The 18,809-nt window shown below is 68.3% G+C and carries 21 protein-coding genes; 11 read left to right on the top strand and 10 right to left on the bottom strand.

The window, feature by feature from the left end:
* Positions 1-20: 20 nt before the first annotated feature.
* The 4 genes from ACE3UA_RS00760 to ACE3UA_RS00745 form a co-directional block, all read right to left on the bottom strand.
* The gene (locus tag ACE3UA_RS00760) at positions 21-284 is read right to left on the bottom strand and encodes a type II toxin-antitoxin system RelE/ParE family toxin (protein ID WP_374641497.1); all 264 of its coding nucleotides are present in this window, start codon (positions 282-284) and stop codon (positions 21-23) included.
* Entirely contained in the window at positions 281-556 is a 276-nt protein-coding gene (locus ACE3UA_RS00755) for a type II toxin-antitoxin system Phd/YefM family antitoxin (protein ID WP_374641495.1), read from the bottom strand. Before ACE3UA_RS00755 ends, ACE3UA_RS00760 begins: the two co-directional genes overlap by 4 nt.
* Positions 557-751: 195 nt before the next feature.
* Positions 752-886, bottom strand: a complete 135-nt coding sequence (locus tag ACE3UA_RS00750) for an entericidin A/B family lipoprotein (protein WP_374641493.1) — start codon at positions 884-886, stop codon at positions 752-754.
* A gap of 83 nt (positions 887-969) precedes the next feature.
* Positions 970-1,494 carry a BrnA antitoxin family protein gene (locus ACE3UA_RS00745; RefSeq protein WP_374641491.1) on the bottom strand — a complete coding sequence of 175 codons (525 nt, stop codon included), beginning with the start codon at positions 1,492-1,494 and terminating at the stop codon, positions 970-972.
* 145 nt (positions 1,495-1,639) lie between these two features.
* Between ACE3UA_RS00745 and ACE3UA_RS00740 the strand changes: the two genes are divergently transcribed.
* Genes ACE3UA_RS00740 through dtd form a run of 4 tightly spaced genes read left to right on the top strand, consistent with a single transcriptional unit; the run spans position 1,640 to position 4,353 of the window.
* Positions 1,640-1,933 (top strand): hypothetical protein, encoded by a 294-nt coding sequence (locus tag ACE3UA_RS00740; RefSeq protein ID WP_374641489.1) that lies wholly within the window; start codon positions 1,640-1,642, stop codon positions 1,931-1,933.
* 50 nt (positions 1,934-1,983) lie between these two features.
* Positions 1,984-2,949, top strand: coding sequence for a phosphoribosylaminoimidazolesuccinocarboxamide synthase (locus ACE3UA_RS00735; RefSeq protein WP_374641487.1), 966 nt, complete (start codon positions 1,984-1,986; stop codon positions 2,947-2,949).
* Between the two features lie 40 nt (positions 2,950-2,989).
* Complete coding sequence (locus ACE3UA_RS00730) at positions 2,990-3,913, top strand: carbohydrate kinase (protein WP_374641485.1); 924 nt, start codon at positions 2,990-2,992, stop codon at positions 3,911-3,913.
* The gene (gene dtd, locus ACE3UA_RS00725; protein ID WP_374641483.1) at positions 3,910-4,353 is read left to right on the top strand and encodes a D-aminoacyl-tRNA deacylase; all 444 of its coding nucleotides are present in this window, start codon (positions 3,910-3,912) and stop codon (positions 4,351-4,353) included. The genes ACE3UA_RS00730 and dtd overlap by 4 nt, the downstream gene beginning before the upstream one ends.
* On the opposite strand, the gene ACE3UA_RS00720 is transcribed toward dtd, so the two are convergent.
* From ACE3UA_RS00720 to ACE3UA_RS00710, 3 genes are all read right to left on the bottom strand, one after another.
* A complete protein-coding gene (locus ACE3UA_RS00720) occupies positions 4,354-4,878 on the bottom strand; it encodes a hypothetical protein (RefSeq protein ID WP_374641481.1) in 525 nt (174 codons plus the stop codon).
* A 93-nt stretch (positions 4,879-4,971) separates the two neighbouring features.
* Positions 4,972-6,876 (bottom strand): acyl-CoA synthetase, encoded by a 1,905-nt coding sequence (locus ACE3UA_RS00715; RefSeq protein WP_374641479.1) that lies wholly within the window; start codon positions 6,874-6,876, stop codon positions 4,972-4,974.
* Between the two features lie 110 nt (positions 6,877-6,986).
* Positions 6,987-8,768, bottom strand: a complete 1,782-nt coding sequence (locus ACE3UA_RS00710) for an ABC transporter transmembrane domain-containing protein (protein WP_374641477.1) — start codon at positions 8,766-8,768, stop codon at positions 6,987-6,989.
* A 111-nt stretch (positions 8,769-8,879) separates the two neighbouring features.
* Between ACE3UA_RS00710 and ACE3UA_RS00705 the strand changes: the two genes are divergently transcribed.
* From ACE3UA_RS00705 to ACE3UA_RS00685, 5 genes are all read left to right on the top strand, one after another.
* A complete protein-coding gene (locus ACE3UA_RS00705) occupies positions 8,880-9,707 on the top strand; it encodes an alpha/beta fold hydrolase (protein WP_374641475.1) in 828 nt (275 codons plus the stop codon).
* A complete protein-coding gene (locus ACE3UA_RS00700; protein WP_374641473.1) occupies positions 9,704-10,663 on the top strand; it encodes a threonine/serine dehydratase in 960 nt (319 codons plus the stop codon). The genes ACE3UA_RS00705 and ACE3UA_RS00700 overlap by 4 nt, the downstream gene beginning before the upstream one ends.
* On the top strand, positions 10,660-11,400 hold the full coding sequence (locus ACE3UA_RS00695; protein WP_374641471.1) for an alpha/beta fold hydrolase: 741 nt from the start codon (positions 10,660-10,662) through the stop codon (positions 11,398-11,400). Before ACE3UA_RS00700 ends, ACE3UA_RS00695 begins: the two co-directional genes overlap by 4 nt.
* The gene (locus tag ACE3UA_RS00690) at positions 11,393-12,097 is read left to right on the top strand and encodes an alpha/beta fold hydrolase (protein WP_374641469.1); all 705 of its coding nucleotides are present in this window, start codon (positions 11,393-11,395) and stop codon (positions 12,095-12,097) included. The genes ACE3UA_RS00695 and ACE3UA_RS00690 overlap by 8 nt, the downstream gene beginning before the upstream one ends.
* A 113-nt stretch (positions 12,098-12,210) precedes the next feature.
* Entirely contained in the window at positions 12,211-13,449 is a 1,239-nt protein-coding gene (locus ACE3UA_RS00685) for a mandelate racemase/muconate lactonizing enzyme family protein (RefSeq protein ID WP_374641467.1), read from the top strand.
* Positions 13,450-13,617: 168 nt separating this feature from the next.
* On the opposite strand, the gene choV is transcribed toward ACE3UA_RS00685, so the two are convergent.
* The 3 genes from choV to choX are packed head-to-tail and all read right to left on the bottom strand — an operon-like array spanning position 13,618 to position 16,463.
* Positions 13,618-14,649, bottom strand: coding sequence for a choline ABC transporter ATP-binding protein (gene choV / locus ACE3UA_RS00680; protein ID WP_374641465.1), 1,032 nt, complete (start codon positions 14,647-14,649; stop codon positions 13,618-13,620).
* Positions 14,646-15,476, bottom strand: a complete 831-nt coding sequence (gene choW, locus ACE3UA_RS00675; RefSeq protein WP_374641463.1) for a choline ABC transporter permease subunit — start codon at positions 15,474-15,476, stop codon at positions 14,646-14,648. The genes choV and choW overlap by 4 nt, the downstream gene beginning before the upstream one ends.
* Before the next feature lie 57 nt (positions 15,477-15,533).
* Positions 15,534-16,463, bottom strand: a complete 930-nt coding sequence (gene choX, locus ACE3UA_RS00670; RefSeq protein WP_374641461.1) for a choline ABC transporter substrate-binding protein — start codon at positions 16,461-16,463, stop codon at positions 15,534-15,536.
* An 87-nt stretch (positions 16,464-16,550) separates the two neighbouring features.
* On the opposite strand from choX, the gene betI reads away from it, so the two are divergent.
* Together betI and betA are read left to right on the top strand one after the other, a co-directional pair.
* Complete coding sequence (gene betI, locus ACE3UA_RS00665; RefSeq protein WP_374641459.1) at positions 16,551-17,138, top strand: transcriptional regulator BetI; 588 nt, start codon at positions 16,551-16,553, stop codon at positions 17,136-17,138.
* Positions 17,135-18,784 carry a choline dehydrogenase gene (gene betA / locus ACE3UA_RS00660; protein ID WP_374641457.1) on the top strand — a complete coding sequence of 550 codons (1,650 nt, stop codon included), beginning with the start codon at positions 17,135-17,137 and terminating at the stop codon, positions 18,782-18,784. Before betI ends, betA begins: the two co-directional genes overlap by 4 nt.
* Positions 18,785-18,809 lie beyond the last annotated feature (25 nt).

The raw sequence follows: 18,809 nt of genomic DNA, 5'->3' as shown, positions 1-18,809 counted from the left end.
CAGGTGCGCTGTAGCGCATCCTACCCATAGGCCCCACCCCTCGGCGAGACCCGCACCACCAGGACCACCAGCCGGCCGTCCTCGATCAAATAGACCACGCGCCAGTCGCCGACCCGGACTCGCCACTGGTTCACCTCGCCAACCAGCTTCAGGCACCCCGGTGGACGGGGGTTTACAGCCAGTTTCTCGATCGCGCGTCTGATGGGGGTCGACAGCCGCGCGTCGCGGATTGCGCGCAACTGCTTTTCAGCCTGTGGCGTGTAGTCGATGCGGTAGCGGGTCATTCGGACTTCGGATCAGCCTCGATCTCGGCCCACAACTGCTCATGGCTGATCGCCTTCGACGGGTCCGCCAGATATTCCGCATAGGCTTCCGCCCCCAGCCTGGCCAGTTCCTCGTTCTCCAGCCGCTCGTAATACTCCATCGCTTCGGGGGAGATCATCACCGCCACGGGTTTCCCGTGTTTCTTGATCGTGACATCCTCGCCCCCGTGCTGGACCTTGCCCAGGAGGTCGGCCAGCCTTTCCCGCGCCTCCGACACCGTGACTTCGATCATCGCCCGCCTGCTTTCGTACAAAATGCCAGAAACGCAAGGTATGTCACATCTGTACGAAAATCAACCTCGGCCTGGAACAGCCGATCCCCCATCCTCGCCTCCGCCACGGCAGCGCCGATCCGCATGGGCCCCCCGTAGGGTGCGCTACAGCGCACCTTCGGCCGCGTGGAAACGCTGCGCTTAGCAGCCCGCGCCTCACATCCCGGCCTGGGCTTCCTGGGATTCCTCGGTGATCGCCTCGCCGGCATTCTCGATATCCTGGCCCGCGCCTTCGATGGTTTCGCAGGCGGTCACGGCCAGCAGGGCAAACAGGGCAAGCAGACGGGTCATCGGTCGGTCCTTTCCAAACGTCAGCCCGCCCAACCGCCCGAACCAGAGGATGTTCCCGTAGGTCGGGCTTCAGCCCGCGCCCCTCATCGCACGATGGGCAGCGGAGCCTCCCCCTCCGGCACCCCGCCCTCGGCAAAGCGGCGCTGCATCGTCTCCTGCATCCGAACCCGCGCGGCCTCCACGCCATCGGGCGTCAGCTCCAGCCCGATCTGCCGGGCGGCCTCGGACCAGTCCGGGCCCAGCTCGCCGAACTGCGGCTTCGGCCCGGCATAGGCCTCGTCGCGCTTGCGGTAATGGTCCAGCGTCTCCGCCCCCCGGATCACCCCGGCCAGCCGGGCGTGCATGTAGCTGCGCAGTACGTCGTTGATCCGGGGCCCATAGTCCGGCCCCATCGACTTGAAGAACTTCACCACATCCGTCTCCAGCCGCAGCGTCACCTTCGCTTTGGCCGCCCGGGGAGTCTTCTGCGCGATCTCGTGCCACTCCTCCGGGATGCGGCCCGTCGCCTCGATGGTGTTGTGCAGGTCCCATTCCAGGCGCCGCATCACATCCATCATATAGGTCATCTGCGCCCGCTGCCGGGGCGTCTGTTTGCGAAGGTCAGGCATCATCGACTCCCTGGCTGGCCCCAGCCTGACGCAGAAAAGTTAACGCGAGCCGAAGCCGCCGCCCTGCCGGACGCAAGGCAGACGGATGCCAGACCGAGGCCAGACGCTTAACCCCCTGTTAACCAGCCTGTGCCACGCTGGCCCCATGAAAGCCCTCGTCCCCCTCCTGTTCCTCATCGCCTGCGGCGCTTCGCCGGCCCCCGAATTCCTTGGCGCCAAGCGCACCGATGTCACCCTGAACGGCCGCGATTACACGGTTTTCCAGAAGGGAGAGCGGGTCGAGGTCATCCGCCTCGGCCATGCCCGAAGGGGTGAGCATCAGCAGATCCGTGCCACGATGATCGCGCTGATTCCCCGCGTGACCGGCTGCAAGCTGCGCGAGAATACGTTGACCGGCGACAGCGGAGAAATGCGCGGCTCGCTGAACTGCCCGGCTTGACTCGAGGGGACAAAGACCCAAAAAGCAGGCACCGAAACGGGGGCCCGCCCATGCCGACAATCGACCTCTCGCGCACCCTGCCGCATGCGCGGTTTCCAGAGCTTCCGAACCCCTATTTCGGCAAGGTCCGCGACTGCTACGACCTGCCCGACGGGACCCGGCTTCTCATTTCCTCCGACCGGATTTCCGCGTTCGATCAGATACTTGCGGTAATCCCCTGGAAGGGTCAGGTCCTGACCCAGCTTGCCCGCCACTGGTTCGACGCGACCGCCGACATCGCGGCGAACCATGTCATCTCCTATCCCGACCCCAACGTGGTCCTGGGCCGGAAGCTGACCATCCTCCCGGTCGAGATCGTGGTCCGCGGCTATCTGGCCGGCACCACCTCCACCTCGATTTTGACGCAATATTCCAAAGGCTTGCGCCAGATGTACGGCCATGTCCTTCCCGACGGCATGCGCCCGAACCAGGCCCTGCCGCGGGCGATCATCACGCCGACGTCCAAGGCCTTCGACGGCGGCCATGACGAGCCGCTGACCGCCGAGGAGATCGTCTCGACCGGCCTGTTGACGAAATCGCAATGGGACGAGGTCAGCCAGAAGGCCCTGGCGCTCTTCGCGCGGGGCCAGAAGATGGCGGCGGAGCGCGGGTTGATCCTGGTCGACACGAAATATGAATTCGGCACGGATGCCGAGGGCAACATCCTGCTCGCGGACGAAATCCACACCCCCGACTCCAGCCGCTACTGGATCGCGGAAGGCTATGAGAACGCTTTCGAAAACGGCAGCAGGCCGCCCAGCTTCGACAAGGACGTCATCCGCTCCTGGGTGGTGGCGCGCTGCGATCCGTACAAGGACCCGGTCCCGGATATCCCCTTGGAAATGATCGAGAAAACTGCCGGGGTCTATATCGACGCCTTCGAGAGGATCACTGGCCGGGCCTTCGTTCCCGACGCCTCGGGCGCCACTCCGCTGGAGCGGATCCGGGCCAACCTGAAGCCCTTCTTCACCACCTGATCCGTTTGCGCTAACAGTCGGGAAACCCAAGGGGACGACGATGATTCTCAGCTGTGGCGAGGCGCTGATCGACATGCTGCCGCGGACCTCGACGCAAGGCGAGGCCTGCTTTGCCCCCCATGCCGGTGGCGCGGTGTTCAACACGGCGATCGCCTTGGGGCGCCTTGGCGCGCCATCCGCGTTTTTGTCTGGCGTTTCCAATGATATGCTGGGGGAGATCCTGGCGGATACCCTGGCCGCATCCGGGGTCGATACCCGGTTTCTCGTCCGCTCGGACCGGCCGACGACGGTGGCCTTCGTCAAGCTGGTGAACGGGCAGGCGACCTATGCCTTCTACGATGAGGCGACGGCGGGGCGGATGCTGTCGATCGACCGGTTGCCGACGCTCCCGGCTCAGGTCTCCACCCTGTTCCTTGGCGGGATCAGCCTGGTGAACGACCCCGCCGCCAGCACCTATGAGGCGCTGCAGGCGCGGGAATGTGGCAGCCGTGTCACCATGCTGGACCCCAACATCCGCCCCGGCTTCATCGCCGGGAATGAGGCCGTGTATCGCGCAAGGATCGGGCGGATGGTGGCGCGGGCGGACATCGTCAAGCTCTCGGACGAGGATCTGTCCTGGCTGGAGGGGCAGGGCGACCTCACCACGCTGGCGCGGGGAATCCTGGCCCGCGGGCCGAAGGTCGTCTTCATCACCGAGGGCGCGAAAGGGGCGCGGGCGGTGACGGCGGGGCAGGATGTTTTCGTGGCAGCGCAGCAGGTTACGGTGGTCGACACGGTCGGGGCCGGGGATACGTTCAATGCCGGGGTGCTGGCCGCGCTGCACCGGGCGGGGGTCTTGACCAAGGCAGGGGTGGAGGGGCTGGACCGCGCCACGTTGACCGCCGCGCTTGACCTGGGCATCCGGGCGGCGGCGGTGACGGTCAGCCGCGCCGGGGCCAATCCGCCCTGGGAGAACGAGCTGTGAGGGCGGTCCTGCAGCGGGTCGCCGAGGCCCGGGTCCATGTCGATGGAGAGCTGGTCGGCGAGACCGGCAAGGGCTTCCTGATCCTGGTCTGCGCCATGGCCGGGGATGGCGAGGCAGAGGCCGAGAAGCTGGCGGCCAAGGTGGCCAAGCTGCGCGTCTTCAAGGACGAACAGGGCAAGATGAACCTGTCGGTCCGCGACATCGGCGGCGGCGCCCTGGTGGTCAGCCAGTTCACCCTGGCCGCCGATTTGCGCGGCAACCGGCCCGGCTTTTCCACCGCCGCCCCGCCCGAAATGGGCGAACGGCTGTACCTGCATTTCAGTCAATGCCTTGAAAAGGAAGGCGTTCCGGTTGCCAACGGCCGGTTCGGGGCCGACATGGCGGTCAGCCTGGTGAATGACGGGCCGGTGACCATCTGGATGGACACCGACCAGGGCTGATCAGTTGAACGGGTTGCCGGGCGTCTGCTTGGAGATCACGTCACCGCATTGCACCAGCGCGTCGATCGAGGCGCGCGACCCCGACAGCGAATAGTTCTGCACATCCGACCCGTCGGCCGAGCGCAGGTAAAGCCGCTGGCCCTGGGCGACCTCGACGATGAAATTGATCCCCGCCTGATCGTCCGGCAGGGTGAACAGGACCGAATTCTGGTACAGCTCGGCCCCGGTCAGGTTCCAGGCCGAGCGGCGGTCGATCTGCACCTCGAGATCGGCGGTGTCCCCCTCGCCGAAGGACCAGGCGGTCGAGTAGAATTGCAGCTGCACCCCGCCATCGGGGAAGGTCCAGAGCGAGAAACTCTCGCCGGGGGCGTTCACTTCGGCCACGCAGCCGACCGAGCCGTCCTCCCAGGCGACGACCGAGACCTGCCAGTGCTTGTGCTGGAAAAGCACCTCGGATTCCTGTGCGCCGGCGGCGCTGCCAATGACCGCCAGGGCGGCGGCGGTGATGAAATTGTTCAGGCCCATCGTCCACTTCCCGAAATATCCCCAAGGCTCTTGTCGCGCCCGGATGCGATTCAGGCAAATGAATCTTGCTGTCATTTTTGTGGCGCGCCCCGGTCAGCCGCGTGGCTGGGGCACCCATTCCCAGGGGGTGCTGAACTGGCCCAGAATGGCCTGCACTTCCGCATCCCCGACCGGCGACGGGCTGGCGATCTGCGCCACCAGCCCGCGCTTGCGGTCCTCGATCATGGCCGCGACGCGGGCGGGAAGGCCGGCCTCGGCCAGCGCGGCGTCGTAGGTGCGGGTGATGGCAAGGCGGCGCAGGTCGGGCTTGAACACCTTGCCCACGGCGGTCTTGGGCAGTTCCGGCAGGATTTCCAGGTGCTTGGGCAGGGCCGCGCGTTCGTGGATATGCTGGGCGGCATAGGCCATCAGATCCTCGACCGTGGCCGTGGAGCCCGCGACCAGTTCGACATAGGCGCAGGGCAACTCGCCCGCATGGGCATCGGGCTGGCCGATCGCGCCGACGACGGCCACCGCCTCATGGCCCATCAGCGCCTCCTCGATGATCGCCGGGTCGATGTTGTGGCCGCCGCGGATGATCAGGTCCTTGGCGCGGCCGGTGATGAAGAGGTAGCCATCCGCATCCAGCCGGCCGAGGTCGCCGGTGCGCAGGAAGCGGCCTTCCGCGAACAGCTCGCGGTTCTTGTCGGCCTCGGTATAGGTCGAACCCTCGTAGACACCGGGGTTCGAGATGCAGATCTCGCCCACCTCGTCCACCGCGCATTCGCGGTAGTCGGTCGCCGCTTTCCGGGTCAGGATGCGGACATGGGTATAGGGAAAGGGCAGGCCGACCGAGCCGATCTTCTTCACCCCCTCGGGCGGGTTGACCGAGACGAGGCAGGTCGCCTCGGTCAGGCCGTAGCCTTCGATGATCTCGACCCCGGTCTCTTTCCCGAAACGGTTGTACAGCTCGACCGGCAGCGGGGCAGAGCCGGAGAAGGCATTGCGGAGCGAGGAGATGTCGGCGTTCACCGGGCGCTGCATCAGGGCGGCCAGGGCGGTGGGGACGGTGATCAGATAGGTCACGCGATAGCGTTCGATCAGCTTCCAGAGATTGTCGAACACGCCCTCGCCGCGATAGCCCTGCGGGGTCGGGAACACCACATGCGCGCCCGAGCCGATCACCGACATCAGGATCGGGTAGCAGGCGAAGACGTGGAACAGGGGCAGCGGGCACATGACCACATCGGTCGGCTTGAACAGCAGCGTCGCGCCAAGCCAGCCGTTGTAGATCATGCCCGAGACCTTGTGCTGCGCGACCTTGGGCATCCCGGTGGTGCCGCCGGTGTGGAAATAGGCGGCGACGCGGTCCTCGGGCGGGTCGGCGAAGGTCAGCCGGTCGGCCGGCATCCTTGCCATCCCGGCGCGGAAGTCGCGGATGTTGGCGCTGTGCTGGACCGGGTTCTTCGGCCGGATCCAGGGCACGATCACCTTCTTCAGGCCCGAGAGGCTGGGGACCAGATCGACCTCCAGCACGGTCTTCACGTTCGGGGCGAATTGCACCGCCTCGCTGACCTTCTGGGGAACGTCGGTCTTGGGGAAGGCCTTCAGCGTGACGACGACCTTGGCATTGGTCTCGCGCAGGATGGCGCTGATCTTCTCGGGTTCCAAGAGCGGGTTGATCGGGTTGACGATCCCCGCGACCGCGCCGCCAAGCAGGGTGATCGCGGTTTCCAGCGCATTGGGCAGTATGAAGGCGACCACGTCCTTCTCGCCGACGCCAAGGCTGCGGAACAGGTTGGCGGCCCGGGTGACCTGGGCGTGCAACTCGGCCCAGGTGAGGGTGAGCTTCTTCGTCGTCGGCCCCGAAAGCAGCTGGTAGCTGATCGCCGGACGGTCGCCATGCGCGTCCCGGGCGCGGGTGAGGTACTCATACATCGTCCGCGCCTGGCCGCGGTCGGCCCAGGGGGCCTCGGCCTCGATCGCCTTCACGTCCGCAAGTGTGGCGAATGTGGTCATCGTTTCCTCCCGTGACCGCCCGCTGTGGCCGCGGGCTTCGCAGCAGGATGGGCGGCGGCGGCGCGTTTGTGAAGTCCGATTGTCCCGGCCAGGGCGGCCGGGACGCGACGTCAGAGCGTGCCGTCGGTGAACTGCAGCCGGGCGAGGCGGGCGTAAAGCCCATCCTCGGCGACCAGCTGGTCATGCGTGCCCTGCGCCACGATCCGGCCCTGGTCGAAGACGACGATCCGGTCGGCGCGTTTCACCGTGGCCAGGCGGTGCGCCACGACCAGCGTGGTCCGCCCCTCGGCCAGCTTCTCGACGGCGGCCTGCACCAGACGTTCGCTTTCGGCGTCCAGCGCGCTGGTCGCCTCGTCCAGCAGCAGGATCGGCGCGTCGCGCAGGATGGCGCGGGCGATGGCCACCCGCTGTTTCTGCCCGCCGGAAAGCATCACCCCGCGCTCGCCCAGATAGCTGTCATAGCCCTGCGGCAAGGCGGTCAGGAAGTCATGCGCGGCGGCGGCCCTGGCGGCGGCCTCGACCTCGGCGTCACTGGCGTCGGGACGGCCGAAACGGATGTTCTCGCGCGCCGAGGTGGCGAAGATCACCGGGTCCTGCGGCACCAGCGCGATGTGCTGGCGGAAGTCGGCGCGGGCCAGGTCGGGCAGCGCGATGCCGTCCAGCGTGATCCGGCCCGATTGCGGGTCATAGAAGCGCATCAGGAGCTGCAGGATCGTGGTCTTGCCGGCGCCCGAGGGGCCGACGAGCGCCACCGTCTCGCCGGGGCGGACATGCAGGCTGACCCCGTTCAGGGCGCTGGTCTCGGGCCGGGCGGGATAGCGGAAGGTCACGTCCTGGAAGGCGATCTCGCCCCGGACCGGGCGGGGCAGGGCGAGGGGGCGGGCCGGGTCCTGCACCGTATCCTCGGCATTCAGCAGCTCGACCAGCCGCTCGGTCGCCCCGGCGGCGCGCTGCAGTTCGCCCCAGATCTCCGACAGGGCGCCGACCGCGCCCGCGACCAGCACCGCATAGATCACGAACTGGATCAGCTCGCCCACGCTCATCACGTCCGAACGCACGTCGCGCGCGCCGATCCACAGGACGCCGACGATCCCGGCGAAGACCAGGAAGATCACGATGACCGTCATCACCGCTCGGGTGCGGATGCGGGCGCGGGCCGAATCGAAGGCCTTTTCGGTCACCTCGGCAAAGTCGGCGCGGGTCGGGCCCTCATGGGTGAAGGCCTGCACCGTCTGGACCGAGGACAGCGCCTCGGAGGCCGAGCCGGAGGAGGAGGCGATCCAGTCCTGGTTCTCACGCGAGAGGCGGCGCAGGCGGCGGCCCAGCACGATGATCGGCACCACGATGCCCGGCACCACCAGCAGGACAAGGCCGGTCAGCTTGGGCGAGGTCAGGAACAGCAGCACCAGCCCGCCGACCAGCATCAGCACATTGCGCAGCGCCACCGAGACCGACGAGCCGATGACCGACAGGATCAGCGTGGTGTCGGTGGTGATCCGGCTCAGGACCTCGCCGGTCAGGATGCGCTCGAAAAAGGCGGGCGACATGCCGAGGACGCGGTCGAAGAGCGCACGGCGGATGTCGGCGACCACGCGCTCTCCCAGATGGGTGACGAGGTAGTAGCGCATCCCCGTGCCCAAAGCGAGAAGGGCCGCAATCGCCAGCGCCGCCCCGAAATACTTGTCCAGAAGCGCCGTCGTCCCGGTATTGAACCCGTCCACCACCCGGCGCACGGCCAGGGGCAGGACCAGGCTGATCCCGGCGGTCAGGGTCAGCGCCACCAGCGCCAGGCCCACCATGAGGCGATAGGGCCGCATGAAGGGCGCCAGGCCCCTGAGCGCGCCCACCCGTTTCGACTTCGGCCGATCCTCGACCACCGAGCTGTCCGACATTCGCCCGCCCCATCCGGTTGATGCCGTTTCCCCTTACCCGCCCCGCCCCCCGGCGACAAGCCGCGCGGGACGGCCCTTTCCCTTGCCCGCGCCCCGTGCCACCTTCGGCGCATGAGCGAGACATTGCATTTCCGCGCCGGGGACGGCGCCCGCCTGGCCTATCGCGACGAAGGCGCGGGCCTGCCGCTTCTGTGCCTGGCGGGGCTGACCCGGTCGATGGCCGATTTCGACTATCTGACGCCGCATCTGCCGCCCCTGCGCCTGATCCGCATGGACCAGCGCGGGCGCGGGGAAAGCGACTGGACCGGGGCGGCCAGCTATACCCTGGCGCAAGAGGCGCGCGACGTCCTGTCGCTGCTTGACCATCTGGGGCTGGAGCGGGCGGCGATCCTCGGCACCTCGCGCGGGGGGCTGATCGGGATGGTTCTGGGCGCGACGGCGCGGGACCGGCTTCTGGGCCTTTGCCTGAACGACGTCGGCCCCGAGATCGCGCGCGAGGGGCTGGTCAGGATCTTCGACTATGTCGGCCGCAATCCGGCGGGCCGGACGCATCAGGGATTTGCCGAACGCCTGTCCCGCTCGCCGGGGTTTCAGGGCGTGCCGATGTCGCGCTGGCTGGAGGAGGCGCGGAAGCATTCGGTCGAGACGCCGGAAGGCCTGCGCATCCCCTATGACCCGGCCCTGCGCGAGTCCTTCCTTGCGGGGTTCGACGGCCCGCCGGTGGATCTCTGGCCGCTGTTCGATGCGCTGCAGGGCCTGCCGCTGGCCCTGATCCGGGGCGCGAACTCGGATCTCCTGACGCCCGGGACGGTAGCAAGGATGCGCGCCCGCCGCCCCGACATGGGCTTCGCCGAGGTGCCCGGCCGCGCCCATATCCCCTTTCTGGACGAGCCCGAGGCCGTCGCCCTGATCCGCAGCTTCCTGGGGGACCTTGCATGACACCCGATCTCATCCGCGCGGCTGCGGGGCGCATGGCGGGCCATGTCCGCCGCACGCCGCTTCTGAACGCGCCGCTTCTCGACCGGCTGGCGGGGCGGCGGGTGCTGGTCAAGGCGGAATGCCTGCAACTGACCGGCAGCTTCAAGGCGCGCGGCGGCTGGGCGGCGGTCTCGGCGCTGGACGAAGGCGCGCGGGCGCGGGGCGTGATCGCCTATTCCTCGGGCAATCACGCGCAGGGCGTGGCGCTGGCGGCGGCCCGGCATGGCGCGCCTTGCGTGATCGTGATGCCTTCGGACGCGCCCGCGGTGAAGATCGCCAACACCCGCGCCTATGGGGCCGAGGTGGTGCTGTACGACCGCGCGACCGAGGACCGCGACGCGATCGGCGCCGCCCTGGCCTCGGGCCGCGGGTTGACGCTGGTCAAGCCTTTCGACGACCCGCAGGTCATCGCGGGGCAGGGGACGGTGGGGCTGGAACTGGCGGAACAGGCGGCCGAGGCCGGGGTGGCGCAGGCCCCGGTCCTGATCCCCTGCGGCGGCGGCGGTCTCGCGGCCGGGACGGCGCTGGCGCTGGAGGGCAGCGGCCTCTGCGTCCATACGGTGGAGCCTTCGGGCTTTGACGACACGGCGCGCTCGCTGGCCACGGGCAGCCGGCAAAGGAACCCCCTCGCCACCGGCTCGATCTGCGATGCGATCCTGACGCCCACTCCGGGAGAGCTGACCTTCCCGATCCTGCAACGCCTTGCCGGGCCGGGATATTCCGTGACCGACGCCGAGGCGCTGCAAGCCATGGCGCTGGCCTTCGCGCATCTGCGCATCGTCCTGGAGCCGGGCGGGGCCGTCGCCCTGGCCGCCGCCCTCTGCCGGCCCGGCCTGCCAGAGACGGTGATCGCCGTCGCCTCGGGCGGCAACGTCGATCCCGCGACCTTCGCCGCCGCGCTGGATAGCCCGGCATGACGCTGGTCTGGCTCTCGGACCTGCGGCTTGAGGCCGGGCTGACCGGCCCGGACCAGGGCCCGCCGCTGGTGCTGGTCCATGGCGCGGGGATGGACCTGCGGCTCTGGGACGCGCTTCTGCCGCATCTTCCCCGCCACCGTATCCTGCGCCTGTCGCTGCGCGGCCACGGCCGTTCGGACGCGCCCCCGCCGCCCTATGCGCTGGGCACGCTGATCCGCGACGTCGAGCGCCTGATCAGCCATTTCGCGCTGAAAGAGACCGTGGTCGTCGGCGCGGGCGAGGGCGGGTTGATCGCCCAGGGCCTTGCGGTCAAGCGGCTGGACCTTGTCCGCGCCATGGTCCTGACCGGAGCCGCCACCCGCCTCGTCCCGCGTCCGGGCGACCCGGAGGACGAATGCGCCCGCCTCCTCGGCCCGCGCTGGCGCGACCAGCCGGCGCTGGCGCAGGTCCGCGCGATGCTGGAGGCGACCCGGCCCGAGGGCCGGCAGGGCCTCGCCGCCGCCACCGCCAGCGCCGACCTCTACCAGACCACCGCCAGCCTGCGCCTGCCGACGCTGGTGCTGGCCGGGGCCGACGACCGCAAGGTGCCGCCCGACCTGCAGCGCGAACTGGCCGATCTGGTCGCGGGGGCGCAGTTCCAGCTTCTGCCCAAGGGCACGCATCTGGCGATGCTGACCCAGCCGCAGGCCTTCGCCGGGGCTCTCGGGGCCTTCCTGACCCGGATCGGCCATGTCTGAACTCCTCCTCGTCCACGGCACCTGCCACGGCGCCTGGTGCTTCGCGCCGCTGCTGGCCGAGCTTGCCCGGCTGGAGATTCCCGCCCGCGCCATCGACCTGCCCGGCCGCGACGGCGCGCCCACCACGCTGGAGGATTACGCCGGCGCGATCCTCGCCGCGGCCGGGCCGGAGACGATCCTCGTCGGCCATTCCGCCGGCGGCTATGCGATCACCGCCGCGGCCGAGGCGGACCCGACCCGCTTCCGCGGCCTCGTCTACCTCTGCGCCTACCTGCCCGCGGCCGGGCAAAGCCTTGCCGACATGCGCCGCGCGGGCCCGTCACAGCCGCTCCGGCCCGCGATCCGCATGGCCCCGGACCGCGGCAGCTTCACCATCGACCCGACCCTCGCCCGCGCCGCCTTTTACCAGGACTGCCCCGACGACCTCGCCGCCGCCGCCATCGCGCGCCTCTGCCCGCAGCCCGTGACCCCGCAGGAGACCCCGCTCTGGCCCAGGGCCGCCCCCGGATTGCCGCGCCATTACATCGCTTGCGCGCAGGACCAGACCATCCCGCCCGCATGGCAGGACCAGATGGCCGCCGCCCTTCCGCCGGAGTGCCGCCACCGCCTGCCCTCGGGCCATTCGCCCTTCTTGTCTATGCCCGGCCTGCTGGCCCGCGAACTGGCCCGGATCCGCCAGGCGATCATCGCAAGGTAGGTTTGCGTCACTCTGGCGTCGCTTATCCGCAACCCCGCCCGTCCTCTTGGAGAAATACTCGACGGGGATGCGGGGGTGTGAACCCCCCGCTTCGATGCCAAAGGGGGGGCGGCATGAAGCTCAGAGACCTGGAAATCTTCGTCGTGGCGCCACCCTTCCCCGGCTGGGGCGGGCGCTACTGGATCTTCCCGAAGCTCACCACCGACTGCGGCACCACCGGCTATGGCGAATGCTACGCCTCGACCGTCGGTCCCAGGGCGATGCTTGCCGTGATCGAGGACGTGTTCGGGCGTCACATGCTGGGCGAGAACCCGGAGAACATCGAGCTGATGTTCCGCCGCGCCTATTCCGCCGGCTTCACCCAGCGCCCGGATCCCACGGTGATGGGGGCCTTCTCGGGGCTGGAGATCGCCTGCTGGGACATCATCGGCAAGGCGCGGAACCGGCCGGTCTGGGCGCTGCTCGGCGGACGGATGAACGACCGGATCCGCAGCTACACCTACCTTTATCCCGAGCCCGGCCGCGAAAGCGCGGAATTCTGGGTCGACCCGGATGCCGCCGCCGAGGCCGCGCTCCGCTTCATGAACCTCGGCTTCACCGCGGTGAAGTTCGACCCCGCCGGCCCCTACACGATCCGCGGCGGGCATGAGCCCGCGATGTCCGACATCAGCCGCTCCGTCGCCTTCTGCAAGGCGATCCGCGAGGCGGTGGGGGATCGCGTCGACCTCCTCTTCGGCACCCACGGCCAGTTCACCACCCCGGGCGCGATCCGCCTGGGCCGCGAGTTGGAGCCCTGGAATCCGCTGTGGTACGAGGAGCCGATCCCCCCCGACAACCTGCTGGAATTCGCCGAGGTCGCGAAATCCGTCCGCATCCCCCTCGCCACCGGCGAACGGCTGACCACCAAGGCCGAGTTCGGCACGCTGCTCCGCGCGGGCGGGGTCAAGATCCTGCAACCCGCGCTCGGACGGGTCGGCGGCATCTGGGAGGCGAAGAAGATCGCCGCCATGGCCGAAATCTTCAACGCCGAGATGGCGCCGCACCTTTACGCCGGGCCGGTCGAATGGGCGGCGAACATCCATCTCTCGGCCTCGATCCCCAATCTCCTGATCGCCGAGACGATCGAGACCGGCGGGACCTTCCACCAGAAGCTGATCCGCAATTCGATCCGCTGGGAGGACGGCTACATCCTGCCGCCCGAAGCTCCCGGCCTTGGCATCGACTTCGACGAGGACCTCGCCCGCGCCCATCCCTATACCGGCACGGCCCTGCACCTGCAGATGCAGGAGGCGCCCTGCGACCACCGCCACGGCAACCGCTTCGAGGGTGGCGCGCCGAGTTCGATCACCTGACCCTCGGGCAACCTCCTCGAGCACTTCGTGCACTCGTCGGCCCTTCGCGCGAGGAGTGCACGAAGTGCTCGACGAGCGGTTCCGGAGGCCGATGGGCATGACCATGCCGGTCTGGCCGACAATTTGGTCCGACATGGGCTGGCCCCGCCACCTGCCTGCGGAGGGCCTTCAGCCGCGCGGGTTGATCAGCTTGGCCATCAGGCTTGCGGTGCGCACCATGCCGAGGTTGCGGCCATGTTCCGTCACCACCAGTTCGGCCACGCCCTTCGACATCAGGTCCATGATGTCCTTCACCGGCGTCTCGGCGGGCAGCTCGGGCGCGGCGGCCCCCGGTGCGCCGGGCTCCATCACGTCGCGGGCGGTCAGCACGCCCAGCGGGTTCATATGGGCCACGAAATCCGCCACATATTCCGAAACCGGGTTGGCGATGATCTCGCGCGCGGTGCCGCATTGCACGATCCGGCCGCCCTCCATCAGGGCGATGCGGTTGCCGATCTTGAAGGCCTCGTCGAGGTCGTGGCTGACGAAGACGATGGTGCGCTTCAGCTTCCTTTGCAGGTCCAGAAGCTCGTCCTGCAATTTGGTGCGGATCAGCGGGTCGAGCGCCGAGAAGGGTTCGTCCATCAGCAGGATCGGCGCCTCGGTCACGAAGGCGCGGGCGAGGCCGACGCGCTGCTGCATGCCCCCCGACAGGTCGCCCACCTTGCGGTCGGCCCATTGCGACAGGTTCACCAGCTCGAGCTGGGCATCGACGCGGGGCCGCCGCGCCTCGGCCGAGAGGCCGGCCAGTTCCAGCCCCAGGCCCACATTCTCGCGCACGGTGCGCCAGGGCAGCAGGCCGAACTGCTGGAAGACCATGGCGATGCGCGTGGCGCGCAAGCGGCGCAGCGTCTCGGGGTCGGCCTTCGTGACCGACACCATCCTGTCGCCGTCCAGCACCCGCACCTCGCCCCGTACCACCGGGTTCAGCGCGTTCACCCCGCGCAGCAGGGTGGACTTGCCGGAGCCGGAGAGGCCCATCAGGACAAGGATCTCGCCCTCGGCCACGGTAAGCGAGCAGTCGTGGACGCCCAGCACCTGGCCGGTGGCCTGCTGCACCTCGGTCCGGGTCTTGCCCGCGTCCATCAGCGGCAGGGCGCGTTGCGGATGGTCGCCAAAGACGATGGAGACGCGGTCGAATTCGACGGCGGGACGGTTCATTTCGACACCCGGAGCATGCGGTCGAGAAGGATGGCCACCACCACGATGATGAAGCCCGATTCGAAGCCAAGCGCGGTGTTCACGCTGTTCAGGGCGCGCACCACCGGGACGCCAAGGCCGTTCGCGCCGACCAGCGCCGCGATCACGACCATCGAGAGCGAGAGCATGATGGTCTGGTTCAGCCCGGCCATGATCTGCGGCATGGCCCAGGGCAGTTCCACCTTCCACAGCCGCTGCCGGGGCGAGGCGCCGAAGGCGGTCGCGGCCTCCAGAAGCGCCATGGGCGTGGAGGAGACGCCGAGATGGGTCAGGCGGATCGGCGCGGGCAGGACGAAGATCACCGTGGCGATCAGGCCGGGGACCATGCCGAGGCCGAAGAAGACGATGGCCGGAATCAGGTAGACGAAGGTCGGCAGCGTCTGCATCAGGTCGAGGATCGGCGCGAGGCCGGTGTAAAGCCGGGGCCGATGCGCGGCGGCGATGCCTATGGGCACGCCAAGGCCCATGCAGACGACGCAGGCGGAAAGGATGAGGGTGAGGCTTTCGGTCGTCTCCTCCCAGTAACCCTGGTTGAGGATGAAGAGAAAGCCGAGGAGGACGCCGAGGCAGACCTTCCAGCTGCGTTGCAGCCCCCAGGTGAGAGCCAGGAAGAAGGCGATCACGACCAGCGGATGCGGCGTCTGCAAAAGCCAGAGGATGCCGGCGATCATCGCCTCCATGACGGCGGAAATCGCGTCGAAGAGCGGTGAGAGATTGTCCTTCATCCAGTCGAAGATGGTCTTCGCCACCTTGCCGACCGGGATCTTGTGATCCGTCAGCCAGTCCAATTCCGTCCCCCCGGTCGGTGAAGATAGGCCCCGGGTTGGTCCCCGGGGCCTTGGTCGTTACTGCAGCGCGGCGGTGACGGCGGCCTTGGCGTCGCCGCCGTCCTTGGTCGTCACGCCGTCCAGCCAAGGCTCCCATGCGGTGGGGTTGGCGGCGAGCCAGGCCTTGGCGGCGTCGCGCGGGTCTTCGCCGTCGTTCAGGATCTTGCCCATGATCTCGTTCTCCATCGGCAGCGAGAAGACGAGGTTCTGCAGGAACTTGCCCTGGTTCGGGCATTCCGCGACATAGCCGGCGCGCACGTTGGTATCGACCACCGCGCCGCCGTAGTTCGGGCCGAAGACCTCGTCGCCGCCCGAGAGATAGGTCATCTTGAAGCTGGCGTTCATCGGGTGGGGTTCCCAGCCGAGGAAGACGATCGGCTCGCCGGCGTCCGTCTTCTTGGCGACCTCGGCGAGCATGCCCTGCTCCGAGCTTTCGACGATCTCGAAGCCGTCGAGGCCGAAGGGACCGCTTTCGATCATCTCGATGATCAGGCGGTTGCCGTCGTTGCCCGGCTCGATCCCGTAGATCTGGCCGCCAAGCTCATCCTTGTGGGCGGCGATATCCTTGTAATCCTTGATGCCAAGCGCGGCGCCGGGCTCGTTGGTGGCCAGCGTGTACTTGGCGCCTTCCAGGTTGGTGCGGACGGTTTCCACCTTGCCGGCGTCGCGGTGCGGGGCGAGGTCGGCCTCCATCGTCGGCATCCAGTTGCCAAGGAAGACGTCGACGTCGCCCTCGGCAAGGCCGGTGTAGGTGACGGGAACGGAAAGGACCTTGGTCTCGGTCTCGTAGCCCAGGGCTTCCAGGACCAGCGTGGTCGCGGCGGTGGTGGCGGTGATGTCGGTCCAGCCGACATCGGAGAAGACGATCTTGTCGCAGCCCTCGGCAAAGGCGGAACCCGCCAGGGCGAAGGTGACGGCGGTGGTCAGGAGGGTGGATCTGAGGGTCATGGAGGGCTCCCTGATTTTTGTTGATTGACGAGTCAATAAACTTCGCTCTTATTCGGTTTGGCAAGAGTTTTCTGGAGCCGGACCGAAATGCCGAAGCTTGGGATGGAGCCTATCCGCAAGGCAGCCCTGGTAAAAGCCACCATTGTCGAGATCGGACGGGTGGGCTCGCTGGATGTGACGGTCAGCCAGATCGCCAAGCGGGCGGGGATGTCCTCGGCGCTGGCGCACCATTACTTCGGGTCCAAGGAAGACATGTTCCTGGCCGCGATGCGCCATATCCTGACGCTCTACGGGGCGGAAGTGCGCGGCGCGCTGGCGGCGGCCGAGGGGGCGGAGGGGCGGATCCGGGCGATCCTGCGCGCCAGTTTCAGCCCCGGCAATTTCCGGCGCGAGGCGGTGAGCGCCTGGCTGAACTTCTGGGTCATGGCGCTGACGGTGCCCGAGGCGAAGCGGCTGCTCGCGGTCTATCAGGGACGGCTGCGGTCCAACCTCACCTCGGCGCTGCGGCCCCTGGCGGGGGCGCGGGCGCCCCAGATCGCCGAATCGCTCGGGGCGATGATCGACGGGCTCTACCTGCGCGAGGTGTTGAAATCGGGGGCCCCGGACGGGGCGGCGGCAGTGGCTTTCGCGCTGCGCCATCTGGAGGCGGAACTGGAGCAGGGGATGGGGGAATGAACGCGGATTATGTGATCGTCGGCGCGGGCTCGGCCGGCTGCGCCATGGCCTACCGGCTGGCCGAGGCGGGCCGGCGGGTGACGGTGATCGAGCATGGCGGATCGGACGCGGGGCCGTTCATCCAGATGCCGGGGGCGCTGTCCTATCCCATGAACATGGGGATCTACGACTGGGGTTTCGCGACCGAGCCCGAGCCCCACCTGGGCGGCCGGGTGCTGGCGACGCCGCGCGGCAAGGTGATCGGCGGGTCCTCCAGCATCAACGGGATGGTCTATGTCCGGGGCCATGCGCGGGATTATGACACCTGGGCCGAGATGGGGGCGGATGGCTGGTCCTATGCCGATGTTCTTCCGTATTTCAAGCGGATGGAACATTCGCACGGCGGCTCGGGCGCGGAGTTCCGGGGGACCTCGGGGCCCTTGCACATCACCCGGGGGCCGCGCGCCAATCCCTTGTTCGACGCCTTCATCCAGGCCGGGGAACAGGCGGGTTATCCGGTGACGGCCGACTACAACGGCCAGCAGCAAGAGGGCTTTGGCCCGATGGAGGCGACGATCTGGAAAAGCCGGCGCTGGTCGGCGGCCAATGCCTATCTGAAGCCGGCGCTTGCGGGCGGGAATGTCTATGTGGTGCGCGGCCTTGCCCGCCGGGTGGTGATGGAGGGCAGGCGCGCGGTCGGGGTCGAGGTCGATACCCGGGCGGGGCGGCAAGTGATCCGGGCGGGGCGCGAGGTGATTCTGGCGGCCTCGTCGATCAACTCGCCCAAGCTTCTGATGCTGTCGGGGATCGGCCCGGCCGCGCATCTGAAGGAACACGGGATCGAGGTCGTCGCGGACCGGCCCGGCGTGGGCGCGAACCTGCAGGACCATCTGGAAATCTACATGCAGTATGCCGCGAGCCAGCCGGTGACGCTGTTCAAGTACTGGAACCTCTGGGGCAAGGCCTGGGTCGGGGCGCAATGGCTGTTGACCGGCAGGGGGCCGGGCGCGTCGAACCAGTTCGAGGCCTGCGCCTTCATCCGCTCGAAGGCCGGGGTGGAATATCCTGATATCCAATACCATTTCCTGCCGATCGCCGTGCGCTACGATGGCAAGGCGGTGGCCGAGGGGCATGGTTTCCAGGTCCATGTCGGGCCGATGCGGTCAAAGTCGCGCGGCGCGGTCAGCTTGAGGTCGGGCAATCCGGCCGACGCGCCGGTGATCCGCTTCAACTACATGTCGCATCCCGACGACTGGGAGGATTTCCGCGCCTGCATCCGCCTGACCCGCGAGGTCTTCGGGCAGGAGGCGTTCAGGCCCTTCGTGAAGAAGGAGCTGCAGCCGGGGCCGGGCTACCAGAGCGATGCCGAGCTGGACGATTTCCTGCGCCAGCATGTCGAAAGCGCCTATCACCCCTGCGGCACGGCGCGGATGGGGCGGGCCTCGGATCCGATGGCGGTGGTCGATCCCGAATGCCGGGTGATCGGGGTGGAAGGGCTGCGGGTGGCCGATTCGTCGATCTTCCCGCAGGTGACGAACGGCAACCTGAACGGGCCGTCGATCATGACCGGCGAGAAGGCGGCGGATCACATCCTGGGCCGCACGCCCCTGCCCGCGTCGAACCTGGAGCCCTGGATCAACCCGAACTGGCGCACGGCACAACGCTGATTTCCTTGGGTTTGATCCCGGTCAA

Origin of the sequence: Tabrizicola sp. (assembly GCF_041919135.1) — a bacterium.
Lineage (GTDB): Bacteria > Pseudomonadota > Alphaproteobacteria > Rhodobacterales > Rhodobacteraceae > Tabrizicola.
The sequence above is the reverse complement of the archived record's forward strand: the minus strand, read 5'-3'. Positions and strand labels throughout refer to the sequence as shown.